Annotated in this window: 20 protein-coding genes; 4 read left to right on the plus strand and 16 right to left on the minus strand. The window is 35.9% G+C overall.

The annotated features are described in order from the left end of the window. Positions 1 to 98: 98 nt before the first annotated feature. The 10 genes from HME7025_RS13585 to HME7025_RS10495 all read right to left on the minus strand — a co-directional run bounded on the left by HME7025_RS13585 (position 99) and on the right by HME7025_RS10495 (position 9,164). Positions 99 to 416 (minus strand): DUF6660 family protein, encoded by a 318-nt coding sequence (locus HME7025_RS13585; RefSeq protein WP_377975375.1) that lies wholly within the window; start codon positions 414 to 416, stop codon positions 99 to 101. Positions 417 to 529: 113 nt separating this feature from the next. Beyond that, entirely contained in the window at positions 530 to 1,090 is a 561-nt protein-coding gene (locus HME7025_RS10455) for a DUF2911 domain-containing protein (protein ID WP_109323757.1), read from the minus strand. A gap of 64 nt (positions 1,091 to 1,154) precedes the next feature. Beyond that, entirely contained in the window at positions 1,155 to 3,410 is a 2,256-nt protein-coding gene (locus HME7025_RS10460) for a multicopper oxidase domain-containing protein (protein WP_109323758.1), read from the minus strand. Positions 3,411 to 3,412: 2 nt separating this feature from the next. After that, on the minus strand, positions 3,413 to 4,126 hold the full coding sequence (locus tag HME7025_RS10465; protein ID WP_109323759.1) for a heavy-metal-associated domain-containing protein: 714 nt from the start codon (positions 4,124 to 4,126) through the stop codon (positions 3,413 to 3,415). 69 nt (positions 4,127 to 4,195) lie between these two features. Then, complete coding sequence (locus HME7025_RS10470; protein ID WP_154401964.1) at positions 4,196 to 4,633, minus strand: hypothetical protein; 438 nt, start codon at positions 4,631 to 4,633, stop codon at positions 4,196 to 4,198. A 109-nt stretch (positions 4,634 to 4,742) separates the two neighbouring features. Next, positions 4,743 to 5,306, minus strand: a complete 564-nt coding sequence (locus HME7025_RS10475; RefSeq protein ID WP_226998212.1) for a helix-turn-helix domain-containing protein — start codon at positions 5,304 to 5,306, stop codon at positions 4,743 to 4,745. After that, on the minus strand, positions 5,303 to 5,902 hold the full coding sequence (locus HME7025_RS10480; protein WP_109323765.1) for a DUF3347 domain-containing protein: 600 nt from the start codon (positions 5,900 to 5,902) through the stop codon (positions 5,303 to 5,305). Before HME7025_RS10480 ends, HME7025_RS10475 begins: the two co-directional genes overlap by 4 nt. A 1,348-nt stretch (positions 5,903 to 7,250) precedes the next feature. Then, a complete protein-coding gene (locus tag HME7025_RS10485; RefSeq protein ID WP_109323766.1) occupies positions 7,251 to 7,751 on the minus strand; it encodes an SRPBCC family protein in 501 nt (166 codons plus the stop codon). Between the two features lie 12 nt (positions 7,752 to 7,763). After that, entirely contained in the window at positions 7,764 to 8,081 is a 318-nt protein-coding gene (locus tag HME7025_RS10490; RefSeq protein WP_109323767.1) for an ArsR/SmtB family transcription factor, read from the minus strand. Positions 8,082 to 8,477: 396 nt separating this feature from the next. Further along, on the minus strand, positions 8,478 to 9,164 hold the full coding sequence (locus tag HME7025_RS10495; protein WP_109323768.1) for an alpha/beta family hydrolase: 687 nt from the start codon (positions 9,162 to 9,164) through the stop codon (positions 8,478 to 8,480). Between the two features lie 1,050 nt (positions 9,165 to 10,214). Here HME7025_RS10495 and HME7025_RS10500 point away from each other — a divergent pair. After that, entirely contained in the window at positions 10,215 to 12,842 is a 2,628-nt protein-coding gene (locus tag HME7025_RS10500) for an outer membrane beta-barrel family protein (RefSeq protein WP_109323770.1), read from the plus strand. 84 nt (positions 12,843 to 12,926) lie between these two features. Here HME7025_RS10500 and HME7025_RS10505 read toward each other — a convergent pair whose 3' ends face one another. Then, the gene (locus HME7025_RS10505) at positions 12,927 to 13,778 is read right to left on the minus strand and encodes a ThuA domain-containing protein (protein ID WP_109323779.1); all 852 of its coding nucleotides are present in this window, start codon (positions 13,776 to 13,778) and stop codon (positions 12,927 to 12,929) included. 165 nt (positions 13,779 to 13,943) lie between these two features. Here HME7025_RS10505 and HME7025_RS10510 point away from each other — a divergent pair, with 165 nt between their 5' ends. Further along, positions 13,944 to 15,965: an InlB B-repeat-containing protein gene (locus HME7025_RS10510; RefSeq protein ID WP_154401965.1), complete on the plus strand. Its 2,022-nt coding sequence runs from the start codon at positions 13,944 to 13,946 to the stop codon at positions 15,963 to 15,965. Positions 15,966 to 15,978: 13 nt separating this feature from the next. Continuing rightward, positions 15,979 to 16,470: a PaaI family thioesterase gene (locus tag HME7025_RS10515; RefSeq protein WP_109323781.1), complete on the plus strand. Its 492-nt coding sequence runs from the start codon at positions 15,979 to 15,981 to the stop codon at positions 16,468 to 16,470. 3 nt (positions 16,471 to 16,473) lie between these two features. Here HME7025_RS10515 and HME7025_RS10520 read toward each other — a convergent pair whose 3' ends face one another. The 3 genes from HME7025_RS10520 to HME7025_RS10530 all read right to left on the minus strand — a co-directional run bounded on the left by HME7025_RS10520 (position 16,474) and on the right by HME7025_RS10530 (position 19,993). Beyond that, positions 16,474 to 17,763 carry an acetylxylan esterase gene (locus tag HME7025_RS10520; RefSeq protein ID WP_109323786.1) on the minus strand — a complete coding sequence of 430 codons (1,290 nt, stop codon included), beginning with the start codon at positions 17,761 to 17,763 and terminating at the stop codon, positions 16,474 to 16,476. Between the two features lie 57 nt (positions 17,764 to 17,820). Then, positions 17,821 to 19,377, minus strand: coding sequence for a M20/M25/M40 family metallo-hydrolase (locus tag HME7025_RS10525; RefSeq protein WP_317046213.1), 1,557 nt, complete (start codon positions 19,375 to 19,377; stop codon positions 17,821 to 17,823). Positions 19,378 to 19,483: 106 nt separating this feature from the next. Next, positions 19,484 to 19,993, minus strand: coding sequence for a hypothetical protein (locus HME7025_RS10530; RefSeq protein WP_109323787.1), 510 nt, complete (start codon positions 19,991 to 19,993; stop codon positions 19,484 to 19,486). A gap of 229 nt (positions 19,994 to 20,222) precedes the next feature. Between HME7025_RS10530 and HME7025_RS10535 the strand changes: the two genes are divergently transcribed. Then, entirely contained in the window at positions 20,223 to 20,990 is a 768-nt protein-coding gene (locus tag HME7025_RS10535; RefSeq protein WP_109323792.1) for a glucose 1-dehydrogenase, read from the plus strand. A gap of 60 nt (positions 20,991 to 21,050) precedes the next feature. On the opposite strand, the gene HME7025_RS10540 is transcribed toward HME7025_RS10535, so the two are convergent. After that, a complete protein-coding gene (locus HME7025_RS10540; protein WP_109323794.1) occupies positions 21,051 to 23,312 on the minus strand; it encodes a glycyl radical enzyme family protein in 2,262 nt (753 codons plus the stop codon). Between the two features lies 1 nt (position 23,313). Then, positions 23,314 to 24,273, minus strand: coding sequence for an iron-sulfur cluster repair di-iron protein (ric, locus tag HME7025_RS10545; protein WP_109323796.1), 960 nt, complete (start codon positions 24,271 to 24,273; stop codon positions 23,314 to 23,316). Between the last annotated feature and the right edge of the window lie 141 nt (positions 24,274 to 24,414).

A 24,414-nucleotide genomic window follows, 5' to 3' on the forward strand; every position in this document is an offset into this window, starting at 1 on the left:
TTTTTTTCTTTTTGCCATTATATAATGGAAAAAGATTAATTAAAAATGCCATACATGACATTTCTATGGCTATTCTACAATTTCAATAAAAGGAGTAATTAAGCTAATTTAGGCGGTTGCCAAATTGAATAGAAAACCTCTATATGAAAAGAGGAATTGTAAATAGGGTATTTTACCGACTGAAATGATATTATAACCCAATTGAAGTGCTGTATGGGTTGATAAAATGCCGATGACGGGCAGCATGAACAGTTACAAAATGGCGTACATGCCTCTGAATTTTGTTCATTATGGTTATGATTATTTTCCGCACTCACTACCTGAAAACTACTATAAAAAGACAGATTTAACTCGTTGCATGCGAAACATGACAACGTCAATAGATAAAAACTTAATGCTAATGTAGAAATTTTCATTATGGCAATATTAAACTTTTAAATGGAAAAAACCAACAATATCATAATAGTTAAGAAAGTATTTTTAATGACGAAAACATTTAAATTTTCGTCATTTTTTTCCATAAATTCAATTACCTATTCTTAAACGGAAACTCAACGCTCAAAAACTCCCAGCTCAATTTTATCTTGCCTTCGTTTGCCATGGTCGGCAATACTTCATACATAAGTGCTTCAACTAACTTATCGCTTTTGATGGGTTTTACCTTAATTCGAATGATGTCATTTTCTTGTTTATAATCATCAGCCAGATGCATATCCCATGCTTTACTCAAAATCAAAGTCCACGTTTCTTTATCAGGAATAGTAAAAAATCCATATTTGCCTTTTGGAATAACTTTACCTTCAACCATTATATCCTGACCAAAATCTATCCATGTAGCTTTGTGCGCTCCCGATGACCACACTTGATTGTAGGCAACTAATCCATTCCAAATATTCCGTCCTCTCACACTCGGTGAACCATATTCTATATGTATGTGATTTGTCCCAATCATAGCCATTGCTGTCATTTTAGGACTTTTGGGTTTTACTGCTGTCATACTAGTATCGACTTTGGGTTGGTGGTTTTCGTGTTGGGCAAAAACACCCGTTGGTAGTGCCCCCAAAAGCGTTAAAACGATGATTTTTTTCATGATTTTGTTTTTCGTTTAATTTAAACTTTCATTTTGAATTCTCTCAACAGACTTTTATTAAATTTTAGTAAGAAAAAGTTATTCCAGCACCAAATCCCATATCGCTATCATAATGAGATGAAATGCCCATGTTTTTGTTTACGATGTAACGAAATCCTGCCATGTATTCCTTATCTGTGTTAAGCATAAAACTCATTCTAAGTCGTTTCGTAATAGGCATATCTTCCCTCATAAGTTGAAAACGAACATTTCCATCTTGATAGATTTCAGCTTGACCAATTATAAGCAATGGCAGAGTGTAATTCACACCGACAGTAAAAAGACTTCTTTGGTCCTTACTATTTGACTGACCAAATAGATTTGTTTCTTGTTCATCAATTCCAAACTTTCTATAACGCCAATCAAAACCAATAAATGGCATTAACCATTGCATTTTACCAATGTATCGACCGATATGTGTTTCTACTTCGTATCCATGAAAATCATGATAGCCTAATCGCCATTCTGACCCAATACTCCAACGAGTACTTTGTAACATTGCCATTCCATCATTCCCACTGGTGGCAACATCATTTTCTACCATAAAATGAAATTTACGGTCGTCTGCGAATAATTTACGTTGGGCAAGTTTAGGATTGGGAATCAAAGGATTTGGCTTTTGATTTTCATAACTTAATACTCTTCCCATTCCGCTCATCATGTGATATAAGATATGACAATGGAAAAACCAATCTCCTTCAACATTGGCATTAAATTCTAATGTATCTGTCTCCATGGGCATTACATCTACGATGTTTTTCAAAGGAGCATTTTCTCCTTGACCATTGAGCAATCTAAAGTCATGACCATGTAGGTGCATTGGATGGCGCATCATTGAGCCATTGTAGAGAATAATTCTAACATTTTCTCCTTTTTTAATTAAGATTTTATCTGCTTCTGAAACGACTTTATTATCTATACTCCAAACATATCGATTCATATTACCTGAGAGTTTGAAGAACAATTCTTTGACTGGAGCTTCCTTGGGTAAAGCTGTGATAATCGGAGACTTCAACATCGCATAATTCAATGTAATAATATCTCCTAGCGCATTAGCATTATAACGATTTGGGTTATTATCATCTTGTTTAGCATCAGCATCACCTGTTATTTCGGGATACATCACCACATTCATATCCATTTGATTTAAACTCATAGCCATACCCATATCATCAAGTTCGCCATTCATCTTCATCATGTCATTCATCATCTTCATACCTTCAAAATATTTTAATCGAGGTAAAGGTGATTTTAATTGTTTTACTCCGTTCCCAATAAAAATAGAAGCAGAATTTGTGCGGTCTTCAGTAGTTGCTAAAAACTCAAAAGCTTTGTTTTCTGAAGGAATATCGACCAAAATGTCATACGTTTCAGAAACTGCAATAATCAATCTGTCGACCTCTACAGGTTCTACATCGTTGCCATCGTTTGCGACAACTGTAATTTTGCCACCGGCATAAGTCAGCCAAAAATAGGATGATGCGCCCCCATTTGAAATCCTTAACCTAACCTTATCTCCTGCTTTTAATTCTTTTCCTGAGATACTTTTAAGTTCAGAACTTGGTTTACCATTCATGAATATTTTTTCATAATAGACGTCACTCACGTCCATCGCTAACATCCGCTTCCATTCATTTTGCAACTTGGTCTTAAAATGTCCAGCGGAGATAGCTTCGCCATAACTTTGAACGGAATTTTTTTTCAATGCAGGATAATCGTTTGCATTATGTAGCATCCTGTGAATGTTCTCGGGTTTGAGATTGGTCCACTCACTCAAAACAATTGGCAGGGTAGGTAAATCGTCTATCCCTTTTCTAAACGTTGGGTCATTCGGTCTTTTTAACATGACAAAATTGCCATACATTCCTATTTGTTCCTGTAATCCTGAATGCGAATGGTACCAATGTGTGCCATTTTGGATAATTGGAAAACGATAGATATGAGTTGTATTAGGCCGAATGGGCATTTGTGTAAGATTGGGAACTCCATCTTCCTTATTTGGTAAAAAAAGCCCGTGCCAGTGCAATGAGGTTTCCTCCTTAAGTAGGTTATGAACGTGTATTTCAGCCGTATCACCTTCGGTAAATGTTAAAGTAGGCATTGGTATTTGACCATTAACTGCAATCGCTCTTTTTTCTTTACCTGCAAAATTGACTAACGTGTCTTTTACGTATAGGTCGTAGCGAACCGTTTTTTGAGAATAAAGATTTAATGAAAATAAAAGTAATATGATAACTATTGAATTCGATTTATAAAAAACGAATAATGGGTTCCATTTCATGTTTAAAATATATTAATAATTATGTAGCCACTCATGACTATCATCAATGCATCCTCGATTATTGTAATTGTACTCATTGGCAGATTAAAAACTGCTCCCAAACAAGCACATTGTATTTTCCTTTTATTAAAAACTGACTGCAAAACTCCAATGATACTTAAACTCATCACAGTAAAGGTGAATATGTTAGTCACTAGCGGATTAAAATTAATTAGATAAGCCATCCCTAAACTAACTTCTATAAAAGCATACAAATAAGCCCAAATTGGTATTCGCTTTGCAAATACATCGTACATCACATAACTTTCTGCGAATCCTTTAAGATTCAAAAATTTAAAGAACGAGAAAACCAAAAAGAAGCCTGCCATGAAATATTGCATAGCCATCATAATATTAAATCGTTCACTATTAATTTGTACCAATACAACAACCAAACTTATATAAAAGAAAATCAACAAAATAGGTTTATAGGTCTCAAACCATGATTTTGCTAGTTCCTCTGTTTCATTAAATTGAATGGCAGAAATCGTATACTTGGGGTCTAATGCTTGCTGTAAATCTGATAATGGAATGTGTTTATTCATCGTAATTGTGGCTGAATTATCAGCCTTAGTAACTACTACCTCAGTCACATTTTCAATCATTTGCAGCGCTGATTTCACTTTAGTTTCACAACTACTACAGGTCATACCTGTTATTTGATATGTGTGTTTCATTATTTAAAAAATTGAAATAAGCGTAACCGAAAATGGTTACGCTCATTTAATAGACATGCATCAAAAAAATTATTTATGCTTATGCTCGGCATCCGAAGGCATACAATGATTTTCATGTAAACAATGTATCGCACACGCGACTTGTTGTTTATAATTATTGTGTAGAAGCATAACTGTTTGCCCATCACTATTTTTTACTTCACACATGCCATTATGAGAAGGCTTGCCGATTGTATACTTTTCGGTTTTATCATTAAAATAATACACAAATGAACTACCTTTAGCCAGTTTGCCAAGCTGTTTTCCATTTGAATCGATAATCTCTCCATTACCATTAACTTTCGTAACAACCATTCCATTATTATCAAGGCTGCCCTCTTTTGTTAAATTACCAATTTGTTTATTTTGATAATAAATATGCCCCTTGTAATCAACATAAGGCACTTTAGTTTGTGCTAAGGAACAAAACGAAGTAAATAGCATCAAGGCAATTAATAAATTTTTCAACTTTATATTGTTTAAATAGTTTAACGGAATTATTTGTAATGGAAAGTTCTACTTTAAAAACCATTATCGTATTACTTTATTTTAAGGAAAAATTGTAAAATTTTGGATTTCAAATCCTATCTATCCCATTCCGTTTAATTGTTTTTAATCTTTTAAAGTTTGAGGGTGTAAAACCCGTTTCCTTTTTAAATTGATTGCTTAAATATGCGACACTACTGTAATTAAGTTGGTCGGCAATTTGACTTAATGTCATTTCTTCGTACATCAACAATTCTTTCACTTTTTCTATTTTCTGTTTTATAAAAAAATGCTCAATTGTTATTTGCTCAAAAGAAGAAAAAAGACTACTTAATGAATTGTAATCATGCTTTAGATTTTGAGATAGGTAACTTGAAAGATTGATATGTAGGTCATTGTTTTTCTGATGAATCAAATCAATTATTAGGGTCTTAACCCGTTCAATTAATCGACTATTTTTGTCATCAATTAACTCAAAGCCAAATGAATTTAAAACTGCATTTAATTCATTTTTTAGATATTTTATATTGTCTTCTTCCAACTCCACTTCTCCCAAATTTACCGAAAGAGGGTGTAGCCCAAGCTTCGCCAGCTCAGACTTCACCACTATTTCACAGCGTCGACAAACCATATTTTTAATATATAGCTTCATCATTTAATTGTTTCAACCGTTTTACCGCATCCTAACATTTTAGCTCCATAATATGGATTCTTAACTGAGCTTTCCTTACTTAACCAATTTGCACCCTTTCCTTTATTCGCCATTGGGCAAAATTGATAATATACCGGTTCTTCCTGTTTAGTAACCTTTGCTATAGAGTACATGTTTTTAGAGAGACTAATAAAATGGTCCCTTTGATGTCCTGCATCCTTAGTTTCTGAAATATGCTCAGCATCAAATGCTAATTCTTTCATAACCTTTATCCATTCATCATATTCGTTTTTTGCTAATGATTCCTTGTTAATGGAGTTAATAGCTTTTAGCAATGCTTCAGCTTTTAGGGATGCCGTGTTTCCATCGGTTTTAACCAATGCATCTTTTAATTCAAAATAATTGTCAAGAAGGGCTTTGAGTTGTGACACTTCACTTGATTTATCAATTAGCGATGACATCTCCTGATAAACCAATTGCGGAGACCCAACATTGATAAACGAATTAAATTCAGGTAGTCTAACATTTCCTATTTTCGCATAACACGATGTGATAGACAGCAATAATGACATTGCCATCAATAATTTTATTGATTTCATTTTTCAAAAATTTAGATTTTAAAAATACTTTACAATTAAGCAAGGATTGCTTTCGATGGGACATACCTATCCCTACAAAGTATTGAATTATACTATATTGGGAGGAATCCAAATGTAGCCGAAACCCGAAGAACTATAGGTTTCATTGTAATAAGATTTTAATCTATTAATCTCAGAGAATCTGTTTTCTCTATTTAATTCAACCCTATTCTGTAAGGCAAAGAGGCCAATTGAAGTTGGACAACTACATTTTGGATTATTACAGTTTCCGCCACAACTTTTATCTTTACTTTCTCTTGTCATTTTATGACTTTCACAACAATTATTTTTCTTACTATAGTTTGATTTATCCTGAATACAGCAAGATTTATCCGTTTTTTTTGAATTAGTTCCACATGCATACCCATTTTTAGGTGCCATAAGACACACGAAAAATGAAATCATTAGCAATATGTACACTTTACTTGTCATAAAATTAAAAACACTTAAAAGTACGAATTTGTTTAATTATTCAATATTATTTTGATTCAATCGTCAAATTATTACAGATTTGGATTTCCTATAAATTAGTAATATTTATGAAAGAAGAGAAGGATTGTGGTATCCGACTCAGATTTACTCAAACTTAATGATAATTTAATTACGGTTTTGACCACACAATGTCATAGAGTTCTTTGCGGGATAAATTGTTAATTTTCATCGTTGGAAGGGGTCATAAACTTCCTCCAATTTACGGAATTACACAAATTTCAACCCTTCAATTTCCTGATTGTCACATACTCAATCATCGCATTACAGTTGCATCTTTCGTATCTAAGGGGAGCACAAATCAAAAAGAGGTAATAGTTTACTTCCTTCAATTTAAACGAAGTTTTAAACTTTAATATTTGTGCAGCACTTGTGTAGCAAAACACATAAAAACTACCATTTTGCTACACAAAAAGACCTCAATATGGTCTTTAAATCAAATAAACACATGTTTTGTGATAATGTAGGTTTCCGGTACCTAATATGAAGGTTCGATTCCTTCCGGGGTCACAAATTGACCAATCAGTCAAGCAATAGGACATTTCAACAAGAGATGTCCTTTTTTATGTCTGACACTTTCTAATATTGAGAAACAAAATCAATCACCATTTACCCTACTTAAAAAGACCCCAATATGGCTATTGAACTTAATAAACCTGCATTTTAAATTCATGTAGGTTTCCGGTACCTAAGATGAGGCCGGGGTCGTGATCGACTCGATTCCTTTCGGGGTCACAAATCAAAAGGAACCTGATGTGTTCCTTTTTTAATGGTAAATGGTGAATGGCAAACGATAAATGGAATTTTAAAAAATCTAAGTTCATTTATTCAATAACGATGCTAACAATTGCTCCAAGTTATCAATACTCATTTTAAAGCCTAGCTCAAATCCCATCTCAATCATCTTTTCAAAACGAGTAAGCGATTCATTCACAATGGTGATATGGACTTTAGTCATGCCATTTTGCTCACTAAAGTTATACTCCCATGCCGACCCAGGTAATTCCCGGTTTTCTTCTGCATCAGCAAAGGAATTGTACATCTTAAAATTAGTTTTTGGAGTAATAGACGTATATTCTTGTATCGACCACCTTTCTAGCCCTTCTGGACTTACCATGGCATAAAATCTACGCCCTCCAACTTCAAAGTTCATATATTTCGTTTTGGCCAACCACGGCTTGGGTGCCACCCATTGATCTAATAGCTCTTTTTTAGTGAAGGCATCCCATACCAATGGAAGTTCAGCGGCAAATTCCCTCGTGATGTAAACCGTTTTTTCAGGTTTATTGACCGTAAATTCAAATAATAAGTTCGTTTCCATTTTGTTAAATTTTTAAGCCTGCGTTTTCATTTTTTCTAACAACTCATCCAGTTGATTAAACTGGATTTCCCAGATTGCCCTAAACTGCTCCAGCCACTGATCTACCTCTTTCATTTTATCTACTTCCAAAGAATAATAAATTTCTCTTCCTTGATGTTCCTGTTTAACTAATTCACATTCGCTCAGTATACGTAAATGCTTGGATACAGCTTGCCTAGTCGTATTAAAATTTTCGGCTATTGCATTTGGTGTCATAGCCTGCAAAGCAATTAAGGTAAGAATAGCCCTTCTTGTTGGATCTGCAATTGCCTGAAAAATATCTCTTCTCATCTAACAAATTTTATTTGACACCGTTCGTTTGCAAATATATAAGCAACCGTTCGGTTTCGCAAAAAAATGATAACAATATTTATGCCGAAGATTGCTAAGCTTAGTAGAAAAAAGCTCCGACCTAATAACAAAAATTCCTTCGACGAAATAGTCAAAGGATGCATTACTTCTGAGTTTACTAAAACTTTTAATTTTTTGATAAATACATAGCTAAATTAACAATAAGCCACGGGTCCTAAGATTTAAAGGGTTCTTCTTTGTCAAAATAAATCCCATTTATATCTCCATCAAAATACATAAATACTTCATACATTATGTTCAAAAAGATAAATAGATTCAATGAAATTATGAACGATTACATATATACGTAAAAACCGTTTAATCAAAACCTTTTACCTATTGCTTTGACATTAAGACTTTTTCTATTTCTGATTTAACTAGGAGCAAATCACTTTCTTTTAAGAGGAAATCGTGATCAACGTCGATAAATGACAATTGAATATGGGAAGATAAGGTATATTGATTAGCGACTTCTCTTCCTCCATAGGGATCTCTTTCTCCTTGAAATATCATCATAGGTTTTTCTACCCAAGCCAAATGCTCCGTACGAAATGCCGCATCTCCATCTTCTGGATGTTTAAAAGGATATCCTAAACAAATGATATGATCAACTGTTATCTGATTGGCTATACTACTAATGACAATAGAGCCTGCTGACCTTGCTAAAACAACTAAATGAGATGTATGAGGAGCTATTCCCGCAATGTATTTTGCCACTACTCTCGTCCTAAATTCTAAACTCGAAATACGATTCATGATAAATAATAGGAAATCGACCCATTGCCGCTGAACCAAGACAACATACATAGCTCGAAAAAGCGGCAGAAAAATACGATTAATCAACATATTCTCAGAACCTAGCCTTCGCATGAAAGCAAATCGAATTCGATCCATCGGATCAAAAACTACTTCAAATCCGCCTAACTGCAAATTCCCTAAAATCTCCTGATATAAATAACTATCTCGGTCCAGAGCTTCTCGACCCAACACCAATAAATATTTCTTTTTACTCTGTTTCCTCATTAAAAAACGAGTCCTGATAATTAACAGGATTCGGGTTTAAAAATTCCGGGTCAATTACTGCACCCTAAACGATTATTCAGGTAGACATTTCTACCTCAGAAAATTCTTGAAAGTAAATAAAACTTAGTAGCTAAAATCTACCATTGAACGTATCGATACTCACGTAAATTTCGCAAATATATTTCAAAATTATTGTCCATTAATGAGATAAATACAGTACCATCTTCAAAATAAGCTAGACAATTTACGACATCAGATCTTTCAAAAACTGAATGCTCAATCTAATAAATTAACAAGTATTAACTATAACTATTCAAAGTCTAGCCTATCTTCTATATTTCAAATTAATTCATGTTAAGACTTGTTAATTACGTACACAATTGCGACGAAAGTTTCATTTTAATCTACGAACAACCCAGCTAGGCTCTCTCGATAATATCCAATTCCCACACTAATAAGAACAAGATCTAATATAACCGAATTAGATTTTCACTTTGACCACCTTTAGTTAGTCAACTTGTGAAAAATCTCTAAAAAAATTAAAATAAGGCCTTTTTATACTTTCCATATAAGAAATCAAAGTACTTACATTCCATAAAAACCACTGGACACAATTTTAGACCTTAAGTAAATTGTTCAATTTTTCATTCCTACCTTTGCTTTCCCAAAGGCACATGAGCATGACTATTATTACCATGTGTTGATCAGAATGACTGATAAAAACAGCGTAAAGAAACTGTAAAAATTAAATTAAATTTTAAATATCAAATTAGTACAAATCCAATTTTTCGTTCTCAAATGACATTTTCTTTTCTCAACAATTTCATCTTTCATCTATACATTTCCCAGCTGCGAAGAATAAAATTTCAAACCTGGAAGCCCAATGTACCTTTGCGATACATTTATTAAGAAGACAACCACCGATTAAACCCTAAATAAAATTATCAACCCATTTACTCATTGAAATTTTAAAAAATTAATACCCGTTCTACCCAGATTTTGAATTATTGCAGCCCTTCTAAGTAGACAAAACAGTTTAACAATCAACCCATGAAAAACTACATTTTAACATCCATCATTGCACTGATCTCTTTTTTCAGTTTCGCACAAGGACCTGCAGGTGCCGGCGGAAACAGTGCTCCCAATTTTAATCGTGGCCATATTTTCGGTAAGGTAGTCGATGAGCAAGGTAAACCCGTGGAATTTGCATCTGTGGTATTGCTTAAGACCGTATTAGATCCTGCTACAAAACAAAACAAAGACATTTTAGTAAAAGCTCAACAAGCTGAACTTAACGGAGATTTCAACTTCAAGGAAATTCCGGTGAATGTTCGTCTAAAATTGAAAATCAGTTTTGTTGGTTATAAAAATTACGAAGCTCCCGTTCAATTTGAAATGCCTAAAATGGATCCAAGCTCTGCTCCAAAACCTGGACAAGCACCTGATCCAGCTGTTATGGCAAAAATGATGGCCGCATTTGAAAAAGATTTAGGAAACATCAAATTATTATCTGATTCTAAAGAATTAGAAGCTGTTGTCGTTACTTCTACAAAAGCCTTGTTGGAAATGGACATTGATAAAAAGTCGTTCAATGTAGGTCAAAACTTAGTAACGTCAGGTGGTACTGCGGTAGACGTAATGAGAAATATCCCATCCGTTCAAGTAGATATCGATGGAAACGTTAAAGTTAGAAATGCCAATCCTACTTTATTTATTGATGGAAGACCTACTAGTTTAAGTATGGATCAAATCCCTGCGGACATCATTGAAAAAGTGGAAGTTATTACCAACCCATCTGCCAAATACGATGCTTCTGGTAGTATGGCGGGCATCATCAATATTATATTGAAGAAAAACAAAAAGAATGGTTACAATGGTATGTTGAATTTGAGTGCAGACCGTTTTGGTGGTTCTAGCATCATGGGTAACTTCAGTTATCAACAAAATAAATGGAGCTTGACTTTGATGGGCATGAAAATGAACATGAGAAACAATACCGAAGGAAACAGCCAAAGAAGTAGTAACATTGGTGGTGTTGAGTCAAGTGTTTACCAAGATATCAATAGTAAAAACAAAGGATCGATGTTTTTCCCTCGTTTCAGTGTTGACTATGCTGCCACAAACAGAACTACGTTAACATTAGCTGGATTCTTTGGTGGTGGTGGAAAGTTTTCACCAACAGAAGATATCAAAATCACTAGTACAGTAAACAACTTTACCACATTTAGCAATCGTCTTTCTGAATCATCTAGAGAATTTAACCCTAGTGGTTTACAACTAGGATTCAAACACACATATCCGAAAGCAGGTGAAGAATTGAGCATGGACTTCAACTATTTTGGAGGTACTAACAAAAACGATGCTACATACACTACTCACTATTTGAATAACGGTGCTATCACTGGTACTCAAATTCAGAAAAACATTGGATCTGGAAGTAATAACTTCATGACGTTCCAAACGGATTATGTGAAGCCTTTGAAGAATGATGGCAATATTGAAATGGGAGTAAGAGCTCAGCTTTTTGAATTGGTAAATGAAAATAACAATACCTTGAAAGCTGTAGGTTCTGACGTGTACAAAGCCATCCCATCTGCATCTACCAATTACGAAAACAAAAACAATGTATATGCAGCTTATGTATCTGTTTCTGGAAAAACAGCTAACAAAATTTCTTATAAAATTGGTTTACGTGCAGAGAGCTCTAGTTATGATGGAAAATTGTTGAATACCAATCAAACTTTCAGCAATAGCTATCCTTTAAGCTTATTCCCTTCCATCTTCTTGAAAAAAGATTTAACTCCAACCGATCAGTTACAATTAAGTATCACCCGTCGTGTTAGCCGTCCCAATTTCTTCCAGATTATTCCATTTGTAGACTATAGCGACAGTTTAAATATCACCAGAGGAAATGCCAACCTAGTGCCAGAATTTACCACTTCGGGAGAACTTTCTTACAGCAAAACAAAAGGTTCAGCTACTTTCTTATTGTCTGGTTATTATAAGTATACAGATAACTTGATTACTCGTTATTTAAGTCAAGAAATCAACCCGATCAGTGGTAAATTGGATTTGATCAACACATTTGTGAATGCCAATTCAAGTATCAACTATGGTATTGAAGGAACGTACACAAATAAACTTCAAAACTGGTGGGACTTAACAGCCAATGTGAACATGTATAATTCTAAAATCAATACAGCTAACATTGATAAAGCTCAGGTAACAGATGGTCTTTGGACTGTATTTGGTAAAATCAACAATACCTTCCAACTTCCTAAAAAATGGTCTATCCAACTTTCAATGGATTATCAAGGAAAAACTAATATGCCAATTACACAAAACCAAGGACAAGGTGGTGGCGGTGGTGGACCTATGGGACAAGCACAAAGCTCATCTCAAGGATACATTGAACCATTCTATGGAGTTGATTTAGCTATCAAGAAAACATTCTTGAAAAACGATTTAGCTTCCTTGACCTTAGCTGCTAATGATATCTTCAGAACAAGAGGAAACACAAGATACTCTTATGGCGAAGGATTCACTCAGAAATACTATCGATTGTCTAACCCTCAAATGATTCGTCTTACTTTGTCTATCCGTTTTGGACAATTTAACATGAACAGCATGAAGAAAAACAACAATCAGAACCAAGATGGTATGCAAATGGGTCAATAAGATTTTTGTAGGTTAATGATATTATTCACAAACGGGTCAATCTTTGATTGACCCGTTTTGCTTTTATGATAAACCACTAAGAATTTAATTCCTTAAAGACCAAAGTATCCCTTGCTCGATTAGTTGAGTAAAGGCAGGATTAGCCCATACCTCTTTGGAATGTCCCATAGAAGTATAAAAAGTCTTTCCTTTGCCAACTGTTTTATGCCAAGCTACTGGGTGATATTTTCCCATTCCAAAATTCTTATCCTTCATCCACAACATATTTCCACTAGGTAAAATCTTTTCTCCATCAATAAAATAAACTACTTGAGCATCTTTAGGTTGATTAAAAAAGACATACCATTCGTCATTTCCTTCCCAAGTAGCTAGTAACTTGGCTTTTAAACTAGAATCAACCTTTGCCTCCAAGGTTACTATTGCTTTTTGAAATTGAGGACTTAAAGGATGGTGAGAAAAAGTAGTACCTAATAGATTATCTACATACCAATCCCAATGATGCGAATTGTCTCCTGCTCCATGAATTCCCATCAATGATCCACCATTTTCTACATACTTTTCTAAGGCCAATTGCTGTTCATCATTCAATACCCGACCTGTCGAATTATTGAATATGACTAGTTTGAATTTGGCTAATTGCTCCTCATTAAAAACCCCTCCTTCTTCAGTTTCAAATACTGACCAACTATTTTTCTTAGCCATAGCCTGAATGATAGGTTTAGATGCATCGATGGATTCACCGTGTCGAAAACCCGTTGTTTTTGAAAACAATAAAATAGCTGGTTGATTTTCCGCTAAAGTTAAAAGTGGTTTTTCTGTTTCATATGATACTGGGAAACCGTTTTGCACTTTGTACATAAACAATGCACCTAGAGCAAAAAGACTAATGACCAAGCCAAAAAAAGTCCAAGCAATGATTTTAAAAACTCGTTTCATAGGATATTTTTTTAATTTAAAAACACTCAGATTGGGCTCTGCATAGAGTTGAGCACAGCTAGACGGTTAATTTAATGATAATTGTCAGAATCCAGTAAATTTTCAATAAATGAATAGATATTTACAAGACACTTACATTAACACAGTCGAAATAATCTTCCATTCATGTGCAAGAAACAAGTCATTCTCTGCCTAATAGCTCTATTCTTTTTTTCTTGTTCGAAAGAAACCATTGAGCATCGATTATCTGTGGTGGCTGTTCCCAGCATAGGAGGAAGCGTTACACCATCTACAGGTACATTTGAGCAGGGTACGATGATCTCTCTATTGGCAAATCCTGCTCCCGAATACCTTTTCCAAGATTGGAGCGGAAGTATTTCTGGAACTTCTAATCCATATAGTCTGAATATGAATTCAGACAAAAGCATCACGGCTAATTTTGAAAAAAGAACTTACCCTTTAAGCATTGAAATAGATGGGCAAGGAACTGTTCATGAAACCATCATCAGTACGCAATCCTCTACACCATATTCCTCTGGCACTGTGGTTCAATTAAAAGCCAATCCCGTCGATGGTTGGGTATTTAAAGGCTGGACTGGCGATCTAAGTAGCGAGTCCAATCCCAGTTCTATCCGTGTAGATAAAGCCGTGCAAGTCAAAGCCACTTTCGTAACGGATTATCCTATTAAATTAGATCTAATAAATAAGCCTAGCAGTTTATTTGTTTCTCAAAACTACCCGATTAAGCTAAAAGTAAGCTACAAATCAGGCACAAAGAAAATAGTAGAACAAGGATTTACAAGTTCCATCCTTGACAATGGCAGCCTAGTAGCTAAGCTTACCAATCAGAATCTCTTGGCGATTAAAAGTGGGCAAATTCAGCTGAAGATAGATCTTGAAAATCTAAGTCAGACTTATCCCATTAGCATTAGTCCAGTGGAAGATGTGGCTGATTTTGATGTGTTTCTAAAGACACCCGTAAGTTCGAGTAGCATTGTGGTGCCAGTAGTAGTCATTAGTTTTTTACCAACCAAAGACGGCATTAATCTTGATATGAATTTAGCGCCAGACGATTACTGGGAATTAAAGAACTCGACATTACAAGAAGCGAAAAATCGGTTTACAGGAGAATTAAAGATTACCAAATTTGGCATAGAGGAAGGCACTCGATTTAGACAATACAATACCACTCAAGAGGCTAAACCCTACGCTGGGTTTAAGGTTATTAAATTTTTCAATGTCTATGAAGTAGAATTCACAAATTATATCACTGGCCTTAAAACCTTTGATTACCATAAACTATTCCAAAAACTAGGAATGGATACCTTAGTTAACCAATACCAAGTGAAAGAGATTTGGTTCAATGCATTTGTCAAAGACAAAATCCCATCTGTAGTCAATTCACCTTATAATGACCCCAATACTTATTACAATTTCCCCGAATCCAATATGTCGAGCCCTACAACAGGTGATGTCTCGAATTCCTATTATTTCCCAAATGATTTACCTATTTACAAAAATACCTACGTCGTATACGGAAACTCTGGCCATCGTGGAGCAGATACCAATTTACACAACCGGGGTCATCAGATTGAGGCTCAGATGAATTATATTGAGAATTTGGTTCATAAGCCCGCCATTGGGAGTGCACTATTTAAGAATTACTTTGTAGGAATCAAGCCTTCCTCAGGCCTACCGTTAAATCGGGTTGGCATGACCCATTTTCCACCCAATACATCTGTTGATTATGACTATGATAATACAAATTTAGTCAGTAGTGATATTTTAGATTGGCAAGCCTCTGGAGGAGCAATTACCAAGGTTAATCGAGATCTCTGGAAAAACATTGTTTATCCTTACTCTCTCGTAAACAAAAATTACGGCCGCAATCAGACAACGGATTATAGTCAGGATGCCCAAGTAAAGTGGCTAATTTTTTGGTGGCAGTCTATTCCAGGTTTAAACCATAATTTGACCTATAACAATCAAAAACTAACAAATTGGTGGGATCTATTTTACCATTGGGATGAGGCCATCAAAAATGAGAAAGGCTTATATGAGGTCCCAGCAGGAAAGTCGAAAGGCGTTAATTCGACAGCTCAGAATAGGACTCAAAGTAGCGATTTTGAAATTTGTACAGAAAATGAAATACCTTTGAAAAAAACATTTTCATCCCGAATTAAATAAGCGATAACATTATATGAATCCATCTTTTGGCAAGTTTCAAAGAATCATTACCAATCCCATTTTATTCAAGTTTTTTATACTCCAACGCTTATCTGCAGCTTTCTGGGCTGGATTGAATATTCAGCATTTTGATGACAAAACCTGTGTTGTTCGAGTGAAGAAATCCTGGTTTAACCAAAACCCTTTTAATTCCATGTATTTTGCCGTGGAGGCCATGGCCGCAGAAATGAGTTGTGGCATGCTGGCTTTTTCCCAGGTTTATGAAAGAAAACCCGCTATCAGCATGTTGGTAGAAAAAATAGAGGCTTCCTTTTTAAAGAAAGCCTCAGGCATTATTTTATTCACGTGTGAAGACGGAGAAGCCATTCAAAACACCATTGAAGCTGCCATTCAAAGTGGAGAAGGCACCAAAATGATTTGCAAGTCGACCGCCACCAACCAAGAAGGAATCATTGTAGCTGAGTTCTTATTGACTTGGTCATTTAAAGTAAAAAGCAAATCTTAGGAGCTATTTAATCAAATTACCAGTTAACCAATTCGTCATCTTCTCAACTTGTTCTGGGTAATTCCAATGTCCCGTGTCCAAGGCCAGATACAATTCTTTGGGCGCTGAAATCACATTATAAGCTGCGTACATAGAAGTAGGTGGACAAGTTTCATCGTTAAATCCCCAAGAATAAAAGCCTGGAACTTTTAGTCTTCGAGCAAAATTGACCACGTCATAATAGGCAATAGTTTCTAATTTAGCTTTGGTTTCATTGACAGCTCGGCTGTTCTTATCAAAATAATGTGGCCATCCTCCAGCTCGATTAAACAAATAACCGGTCACATCTGCTAATGCGGGATAATAGGCGCCTAAAAATTTCACCCGGTTATCTAAAGCGGAAGTTACGATAGAAAGAGCTCCACCCTGACTACCACCAGTAACCGCTAAATTTTGGCCATCGTATTGAGGCAAAGAAGTTAAAAAATCATTGGCTCTTACACAGCCTACATAGACTCGTTTATAGAAAAAACGGTCCTTATCATCCATGTTATAGGTTGGATATCCGTTCAAGATTCCTGCTCCTAAATCAGTATACACAGATGGGTCCATGTTAACAGGAATACCATGTATGCCAATCTGAAGTGTTATCATTCCTTTTTCAGCATTGGCTATATCCCCGGCATAAGGTCTAACTCCTGCACCTGGCACATGCAACAATGCAGGATATTTCCCCATTTTTTTAGGTACACAAAGGATCCCATACAAGCGAGCCCCCAATCGATAATTTTGAATATTCACATGATAGACATTGGTTTTCTCCGTACATCTTTCTGGCATTAAAGTCATTTTAGCATCCAGAGGAATTTTAGCTAATTCTTGTTTCGCTTTATCCCAAAATGCATCAAAATCAGAAGGGTTTGCCACGGTAGCTTGTAATAAATTAGGAGAGAAACCAACCGTTGCTAGATTTCTGTATTCTTTCCCTTCTACCTCGGCAATAACAATGCAACGAAGAAAACCAGCTGAAGTAAGCGTCCCTCCGTCTAATTGAGTGGACCCATTGGCTAAAACTTGATTATCCTTTTTCCAAGGTTCTTGTTTCTCTGGTCCAATTTCGTAGCGAATTTTGACTTGAGGAATGGGGCTTCCATTTTTGGAAACTACGACAGAAAAATTCACTTTTTCTCCCGGTTTGTAAAGCCAATCAGCATGATCTGCGGATACTTGAACTTTAATTTGCTTTTCTGTGGGCTGAGCTAAAGTCAGATGGACAGAAAAAAGTAAACACAAGAGAAAAAAGATTTTTTTCATTTCAATAGGTTTTGTTTAATTAAAATTCACATGATTCTAACATCAATAGAAATGCCCTTAATTGGTACCACCACTTCGCTTTGATTTCACTTGGCTTGGCCACTTTTGTCCAGCGGGTAATTCAGCCTTTTCGGTAGAAATCTTTTCTGGTTCCTCACACGCCATGTACACCATAATTGCCGTCAAGATGGCATTACTCTTTACATCATCAAAAACAATTTTATCGTATGTATCTCGGTTAGTATGCCAAGTATATGCACCATAAGACCAGCTCAAAGAGCTTAAATTGAAACCAGGTGCGCCTACGGCAACGAAAGAAGCAAAGTCAGAACCTCCCCCACCTGGCGTACCAGGGAAATTGGTTTTAATTCTATTTTTAATTGTATCTGGAGCGGCTGCTAACCATTTACTTAAATAATCCTTTGCTATGGCAAATCCAGAACCTCCCAAATTCACCACTCTTCCTGTGCCATTATCTTGATTGAATAAGGCTTGTAAGTTTGCCACAACTTCAGGATGGTCCTCCACAAAAGCCCTTGATCCATTTAAGCCTTGTTCTTCACTTCCCCAATGTCCCACCAAAATAGTCCGTTTAGGATTTGGATATACTTTTTTCAAAATACGCATAGCCTCCAACATCACCAGGGTTCCTGTGCCATTGTCTGTGGCGCCAGTTGCTCCATCCCATGAGTCTAAATGGGCCGAAAGCATAACATATTCATTAGGCTTTTCTGTCCCTTTGATTTCAGCATGTGTATTAAATGTGGGTACCGTGCCAAGTTCTTTGGATTGGGTATTGACTGTAATTTTGGGTTGATTACCTGATTCAGTTAAACGATATAAAAGACCATAATCTTCCAAGGCTACATTGACCGTAGGAATCTTTCGAGTAAAAGCAGCAAATATTTTATTGACCCCAAACCCGTTTGACCAAGTACTGGAAACAATTCCAATAGCACCTGCTTCTTCCAAAGCTAAAGCTAATTTTGCGTTGGTAAGACCCGTCTTAGATATACGTTTTCTCCAAGCTTCCATTTGAGCCTCCCGCTCTTTCTTCATCGTTTCAAACGATTCTTTTTGAGCAAATTCTTGCCAATTATAATCAGGTCTACCCGTCATTTGAGGCATAGAAATTAAAACAAATTTACCTTTAACTTGTGGCAACCAAGCTTTAAAAGCAACAGAATCCGCTACATCAGCTAAAATGATTGTCTCCCCAGTTTTAGGCTTTTTGGTTGCAGGACTAAATGCCAATTGGGCTCCTTCTAAGGATTTGATCCAGGGCGAAACCATATCAATGGATGATATCCCTCGGTCCCAACCTCGCCAAGTTCCGTAATTTTCTCTTCGAGCATCTATTCCCCATTGTTTATATTGTCCTATTGCCCAATCGCTCGCTTGTAGCATCTTGGTAGAACCCACTAAGCGTGGACCAATGCCATCAATGAGTTCATGTGCCATTCTCTTGAGATGAGAATTCTCTGTTGCTTCTTTGACAATGGCATTGACAGTGGAAGATTGATTTTGTTGAGCCAACAAAGGTGTGGCCATTAGGCTTAAACCTAGCACAAGCTGGCTTAAACGAGAAGTTAAGTTGTTGATAGAAGTTTTCATAGCTTAATAATACAAAAGAATTTCCCTGAAGCCAAAAAATGTATTCAGACAGACCTATAAGACCTGTTAAACAAAGCTGTGAAAATCCATTATGGAAATTTAAAAACTAACTCTTTCCTAAAAGACTCAAAACATGAGCTATTTCTGTTGGCTTTTGGGTACCAATCAACAACCTACTTCCATCCTTAAATTCCAATTGCAATCCTTGATCTCCCGAGACATTAAATGCTTTTCCTTTTCCAAACATCCCATATCTTAATCCCCATCCTCCATATTCCCAAAGTGGAGAATATTTTCTTACGTAGACTTTTTCAAGTACATCAAATGCATAAAACTTGAATGTAAAATGAAAAGGAAAGAAGCGAACATAAATTCCGTTGGCTTGTATTTGAGTTTCTAGTTTCAACATCAAGAATAATAAAACAAAAACTGCAAAAAAGACATTAGTAATTACTAAGCCCGTATTACTCATAGGATTATCCCCGAAAGTAATTCCCAGAAATAGCTGTTTGTATGTCCCCAACAAAAAAAAGGCACAAAAACCAATTAATACGACCCAAAGCCACCATTGGTTAAACTTTTGAGTCTCTGAAAATAATATCTTTTCTGTAGACATATGGAAGAAGTTTGGAAGTAGATATTCGACTACGAATGTATCAAATTATTCATTATCAAGTTATTGGACAACATATTTAAATGCCCAATCGTTGTAACGCTGTCAAGGTTCCAAACCTTGCCAGCGTTGGGAAAAAACCTAAGCAAAATCATTCTTTTTTTAACCAATACCTGCCAAATTCACCCATGTTTTCACCATTTATTAGGTAATTTTCAGAAAATCAATTCATATGAAAAAGTTAGAAAATAAAGTTGCCATTGTTACTGGAGCTGGAGCAGGAATGGGCAAAGCAATTGCTATGCTTTTTGCCCAGCAAGGAGCTAAAGTCGTTGCGGGAGATATTAATCCAATTCGACTAGACGAATTGGCCAAAGAAGTAAAATCTGCTGGTGGAGAAATCAACACAGTTGTTGCTAATATGAGTATTGAAGCAGACATAGATAATTTAATTAATACCGCTGTCTCCACCTATGGAACCTTAGACATTTTGGTCAATAATGCAGGCATCATGGATCATTTCCAACCCGTGGGAGAAGTAGAAAATAGTATGTTGGAAAAGGTTATGAAGGTCAATTTCGAAGGGCCATTTAAAGCCATGAGAAGTGCTGTTAAAATATTCTTAGAAAAAGGAAAGGGTAATATTATCAATGTCTGCTCCATTGGGGGCTTAAAAGGAGGAGCGGCAGGAGCAGTTTACACCTCTAGTAAACATGCTTTAGTAGGACTGACTAAAAGTACGGGGTATTTGTACAGTAAATCAGGAATTAGGTGCAATGGAATTGCACCCGGTGCCGTCAATACCAGTATCAGTGAGACCATTGACATGACTAAAATTACACCTTTAGTCAATGACCGCATCATGACTGGTCTAGCACTCAACCCTAGAGCCGGAGAAGCTTCGGAAATAGCGCAAGCTGCTCTGTTCTTAGCTAGCGATGATTCTAGTTTTGTGAATGCGGAAATACTAACTGTTGATGGTGGATGGAGCGCTTATTAATTCATCAATAAAATCAAAAAAGAGGATATTGACATCAACATCCTCTTTTTTGATTCGTATTTAAATGTGGGTTATCTCACAAGAACCTCCGCTGCAAGCCATAGAAGCCAATTCTCCAATATCTTTATATTGAGGTTGATTTAAAATATCTCCAAAATTAACCTCTCTAAATTCTCTCGTTACGGTTTCCCATTTGTGAAATAGATGAACATCTTTGATGCAATAAATCATTTGTTTTAGATCACCATTAAAATAGTTCTTTGCAAATTTATTGGCTCGATTTAACCAATACTTTCTTAACAACACTTGTTCACGTGTACCTGTCAAGACCATCGTAGGGTCCAATAAAAGATCACATGCTTGCCAAAGGTTATTGTCAAAATAATGTAATCCATCAACAATTAATCCCGAAGCAAATATGGCGCCTTTTCCATATAGACTTATCAATTCGTCCAATTCCAACACAGAAGTAAATGGCGCTTGATTAAAGTCTTTATCGCCATAATCTGAGATAAAACTAACAGCTGTAAAGGCTTCTCGATGTTGCCAGATATAAGCAATAATTTCCTCCTTATTATCCATAATGACAGTACAGCTTGTATTATGATTCATGTGTGGATAGGCGCATAGTTCTCTATTGGTTCCTGCATTCACCCAATTTTCCTGAACCAACTGAATCATTTCCAAGTGCTTCACTCCTTTCATATCTTTCTTAAAAAGACCTTCTTTGGGATTCAAAATAGGAACAAAGACGACAAAATCACTTTTTGTATTGGACCAAACACTTTCTTCTAAAAGAAAAGGCATATTTTCTACCAACCAGTTGGCCGTGGTACTCTCCTTATTCAATTGCATGATTCTAAAGTATTTTTCAGCATGCTCAGGATGAATACCACTCGCAGTACCTAAAACCACCGATGCATTTCCAGAAGGTTTCACACAAGTAGTTCTAGCCGCAGGATTTATTCCAATAATATCTGCTACTACCCGATTGGTATCTTTCACCACCTGAGCTCCACGTTGCAACATAGGGGCATTGAACAAAAATGTATTGTTCATCCAACCAGTTATACTCACTCCCAACAAAGCCTCTCGCTGAAAAATTTGTTCCGTAACGGAACCCAAATAAGGAAAAGAAGTATAGCCCGCTTGCAAGGTGCCTAAGATTGACGCATCCATGCAAGCTCGATAAAACGCCTCCTCTGTTTCACATTTTTCGGCATTGATTTCACATAAATTACATCCTTGAATTCCCAATTTGTCTTGTTGCTGCGCAATAAAATCGCTAAGCTCTTCATAGGCTATTTGAGAAAAATCAGTCCGCAAAAGAATGGGGATTTTAACGATCTCAAAACAAGGATTAAACATATCAAACCAACTATTGGCAAATACAAAACCAATATCATTTGCGCCATCATTAAGCGACACGATGTAGTCAAATTGCTCTTGTTGAACTTGATTTCTCAGCAAAATTACCGAATTATTGCTCCTACCTCTTTGTGGATTCTCTTGTCGCCAATTCCCTGTTTTAGCATGAATCATCTCCATATCATTGGGATCAACAATCATATTCAAGGCGGACCGACGAACCCCACCTGATAGTACGGCATCGGAAGCATGACAAATGATATCGAAGGCCAAAATAGGGCGAATTTTCTCCCCTTCTATACTGATCCATTTCTCTATCAAATCCTCTATTTTTTCCAAAGATTGCTTCAAGCCATCCGAACCTGGAGCCTTAAAACCTCCTTTGATATAGGCCCCCTTAGGTCGAATTTGGGAATAATCAAATTTCAATTCAAATCCAGCAAATTCAGGGAAGGGCTGTTTATCAACAAAATAGGAAGACATCAAAGCCCCTAAGGCATCTGCCCAACCTTCAATATTATCTTCAATAACAAAAGTCTTGGTTCCTTTGATCCGCTTTTGTATCCGACTTAAGTTATCGACAAATGGAATTAGCAATCCTCCTCCAAAACCACATCCTGACAATCCTAAATAGAAAATCTCCTGAAAAATTCGATTTCTAGCAATATAACCTGACGTACAGTTATACATTCGGGTATTATGTTGCTGTATTTGATCATGACGAAATTGTAGATTTCGTTGGGAAGCTAACACTGTTTGATTCTGCATACTTTCTAATGCCGATTCCAAATAAGGCTCCAACTCATCTAAACAGCTCCCGTATGTTAAGCGGTGACCATCCATGATACTTTCACATGCCTCTTCCCAGCGCTCATAGCGACCTTGGGGTTCTAGCCATTTGTAGTAATCTGAATACAATTTCAAATCACTCAGAAACTTCTTACCTTGCTGCATATCAATTCGCTAATTCTTTTTCCAATTCCAATGATTGCGGAAAAAGGACATTATTTTCCAAATGAATGTGAATATGCAAATCCTCTTCAAAAGCTTGTAACATTTGAAAAAGAACAGTGTAAGTTCCACAAGCATCTTCTGGTAGAAGGTAATTTTGAGTCAGGGTACGAATATTCTCCAAATTGTGACCTACTTGCTCATGTTCCATTTCCATCATGTGAATGGGATTACGTACGGTTCCAAAATGAACAGGCGCGAGCTTTTCATTTGTCTTCTTAGCCAGAGTTAAGGCCTTAATAAAGGGAAATAAAACTTGCTCTTCTTTCATCATATGCATCGTCAATTCTTCTGCTATCTCCACTACTAACTGATATACTCGAATCAATTCAGGATGCCTATCACCGTGAACGCGCTGAACTTTTTCAGCAAAAAGCTGAATATCGGGCAAGTGTTTTCTAACATAAGTGTGATGCGTATTAACAATATAATCCGCTAGAAAGTCCAATGACCAATCTTGATAGGGCACACTTGTTTGGCGCGAGGCCGCTTTAAATTCTTCTATTTGAAATAGCATATCCAAATAGTCCAAAGACTTCTCAGAACAGGCTTGTTTCAAAGTCTTTTTACCTCCACAACAAAAATCTAAGCCTTTTTGAGAGAAAAATGAAGCTAGTCGAAAATCTTGATTCACGAATTCTCCTAATGTCAGTAAGTCTGCTGGCTTAGGATTTTTTTGAATACGAATCAACCATTCGATAGGTCCATTTTCGATATAATCAAACGTAAATTGATTCCCTCTTTCAGCTAAAAGCTGATAATACAAAGGTTTAGGATCATGATCATTTTGGATTAAAAATGATTCTCCTTCGTCCAATTGATCAAAATGTTCAAAAATAGTGGAGTGCTTTAATCTAGGTTCTAGGTCAGGCACTACCAAGGTAAATTCTTTTATCGTAGGCATCTGTTGATTTGTTTAATGGTGAAATCTGAAAGCAAATATATAATAAAGGACAATATTATCCTTTATTATATATTTATTTATTTTCACCATTTCAAATGCTTCTACAAAGACCTTTTTTGATGAATATTATTTACTAAATTG

It is taken from the genome of Aquirufa nivalisilvae, from assembly GCF_003143535.1.
Classification (GTDB): Bacteria; Bacteroidota; Bacteroidia; order Cytophagales; family Spirosomataceae; genus Aquirufa; species Aquirufa nivalisilvae.

Excerpts from the sequence above, each read along its gene's own strand:
- HME7025_RS13585 (WP_377975375.1), bottom strand. The coding sequence starts at position 416 with ATGAAAATTTCTACATTAGCATTAAGTTTTTATCTATTGACGTTGTCA.
- HME7025_RS10455 (WP_109323757.1), bottom strand. The coding sequence starts at position 1,090 with ATGAAAAAAATCATCGTTTTAACGCTTTTGGGGGCACTACCAACGGGT.
- HME7025_RS10460 (WP_109323758.1), bottom strand. The coding sequence starts at position 3,410 with ATGAAATGGAACCCATTATTCGTTTTTTATAAATCGAATTCAATAGTT.
- HME7025_RS10465 (WP_109323759.1), bottom strand. The coding sequence starts at position 4,126 with ATGAAACACACATATCAAATAACAGGTATGACCTGTAGTAGTTGTGAA.
- HME7025_RS10475 (WP_226998212.1), bottom strand. The coding sequence starts at position 5,306 with ATGATGAAGCTATATATTAAAAATATGGTTTGTCGACGCTGTGAAATA.
- HME7025_RS10480 (WP_109323765.1), bottom strand. The coding sequence starts at position 5,902 with ATGAAATCAATAAAATTATTGATGGCAATGTCATTATTGCTGTCTATC.
- HME7025_RS10485 (WP_109323766.1), bottom strand. The coding sequence starts at position 7,751 with ATGGAAACGAACTTATTATTTGAATTTACGGTCAATAAACCTGAAAAA.
- HME7025_RS10490 (WP_109323767.1), bottom strand. The coding sequence starts at position 8,081 with ATGAGAAGAGATATTTTTCAGGCAATTGCAGATCCAACAAGAAGGGCT.
- HME7025_RS10495 (WP_109323768.1), bottom strand. The coding sequence starts at position 9,164 with ATGAGGAAACAGAGTAAAAAGAAATATTTATTGGTGTTGGGTCGAGAA.
- HME7025_RS10500 (WP_109323770.1), top strand. The coding sequence starts at position 10,215 with ATGAAAAACTACATTTTAACATCCATCATTGCACTGATCTCTTTTTTC.
- HME7025_RS10505 (WP_109323779.1), bottom strand. The coding sequence starts at position 13,778 with ATGAAACGAGTTTTTAAAATCATTGCTTGGACTTTTTTTGGCTTGGTC.
- HME7025_RS10510 (WP_154401965.1), top strand. The coding sequence starts at position 13,944 with ATGTGCAAGAAACAAGTCATTCTCTGCCTAATAGCTCTATTCTTTTTT.
- HME7025_RS10515 (WP_109323781.1), top strand. The coding sequence starts at position 15,979 with ATGAATCCATCTTTTGGCAAGTTTCAAAGAATCATTACCAATCCCATT.
- HME7025_RS10520 (WP_109323786.1), bottom strand. The coding sequence starts at position 17,763 with ATGAAAAAAATCTTTTTTCTCTTGTGTTTACTTTTTTCTGTCCATCTG.
- HME7025_RS10525 (WP_317046213.1), bottom strand. The coding sequence starts at position 19,377 with ATGAAAACTTCTATCAACAACTTAACTTCTCGTTTAAGCCAGCTTGTG.
- HME7025_RS10530 (WP_109323787.1), bottom strand. The coding sequence starts at position 19,993 with ATGTCTACAGAAAAGATATTATTTTCAGAGACTCAAAAGTTTAACCAA.
- HME7025_RS10535 (WP_109323792.1), top strand. The coding sequence starts at position 20,223 with ATGAAAAAGTTAGAAAATAAAGTTGCCATTGTTACTGGAGCTGGAGCA.
- HME7025_RS10540 (WP_109323794.1), bottom strand. The coding sequence starts at position 23,312 with ATGCAGCAAGGTAAGAAGTTTCTGAGTGATTTGAAATTGTATTCAGAT.
- ric (WP_109323796.1), bottom strand. The coding sequence starts at position 24,273 with ATGCCTACGATAAAAGAATTTACCTTGGTAGTGCCTGACCTAGAACCT.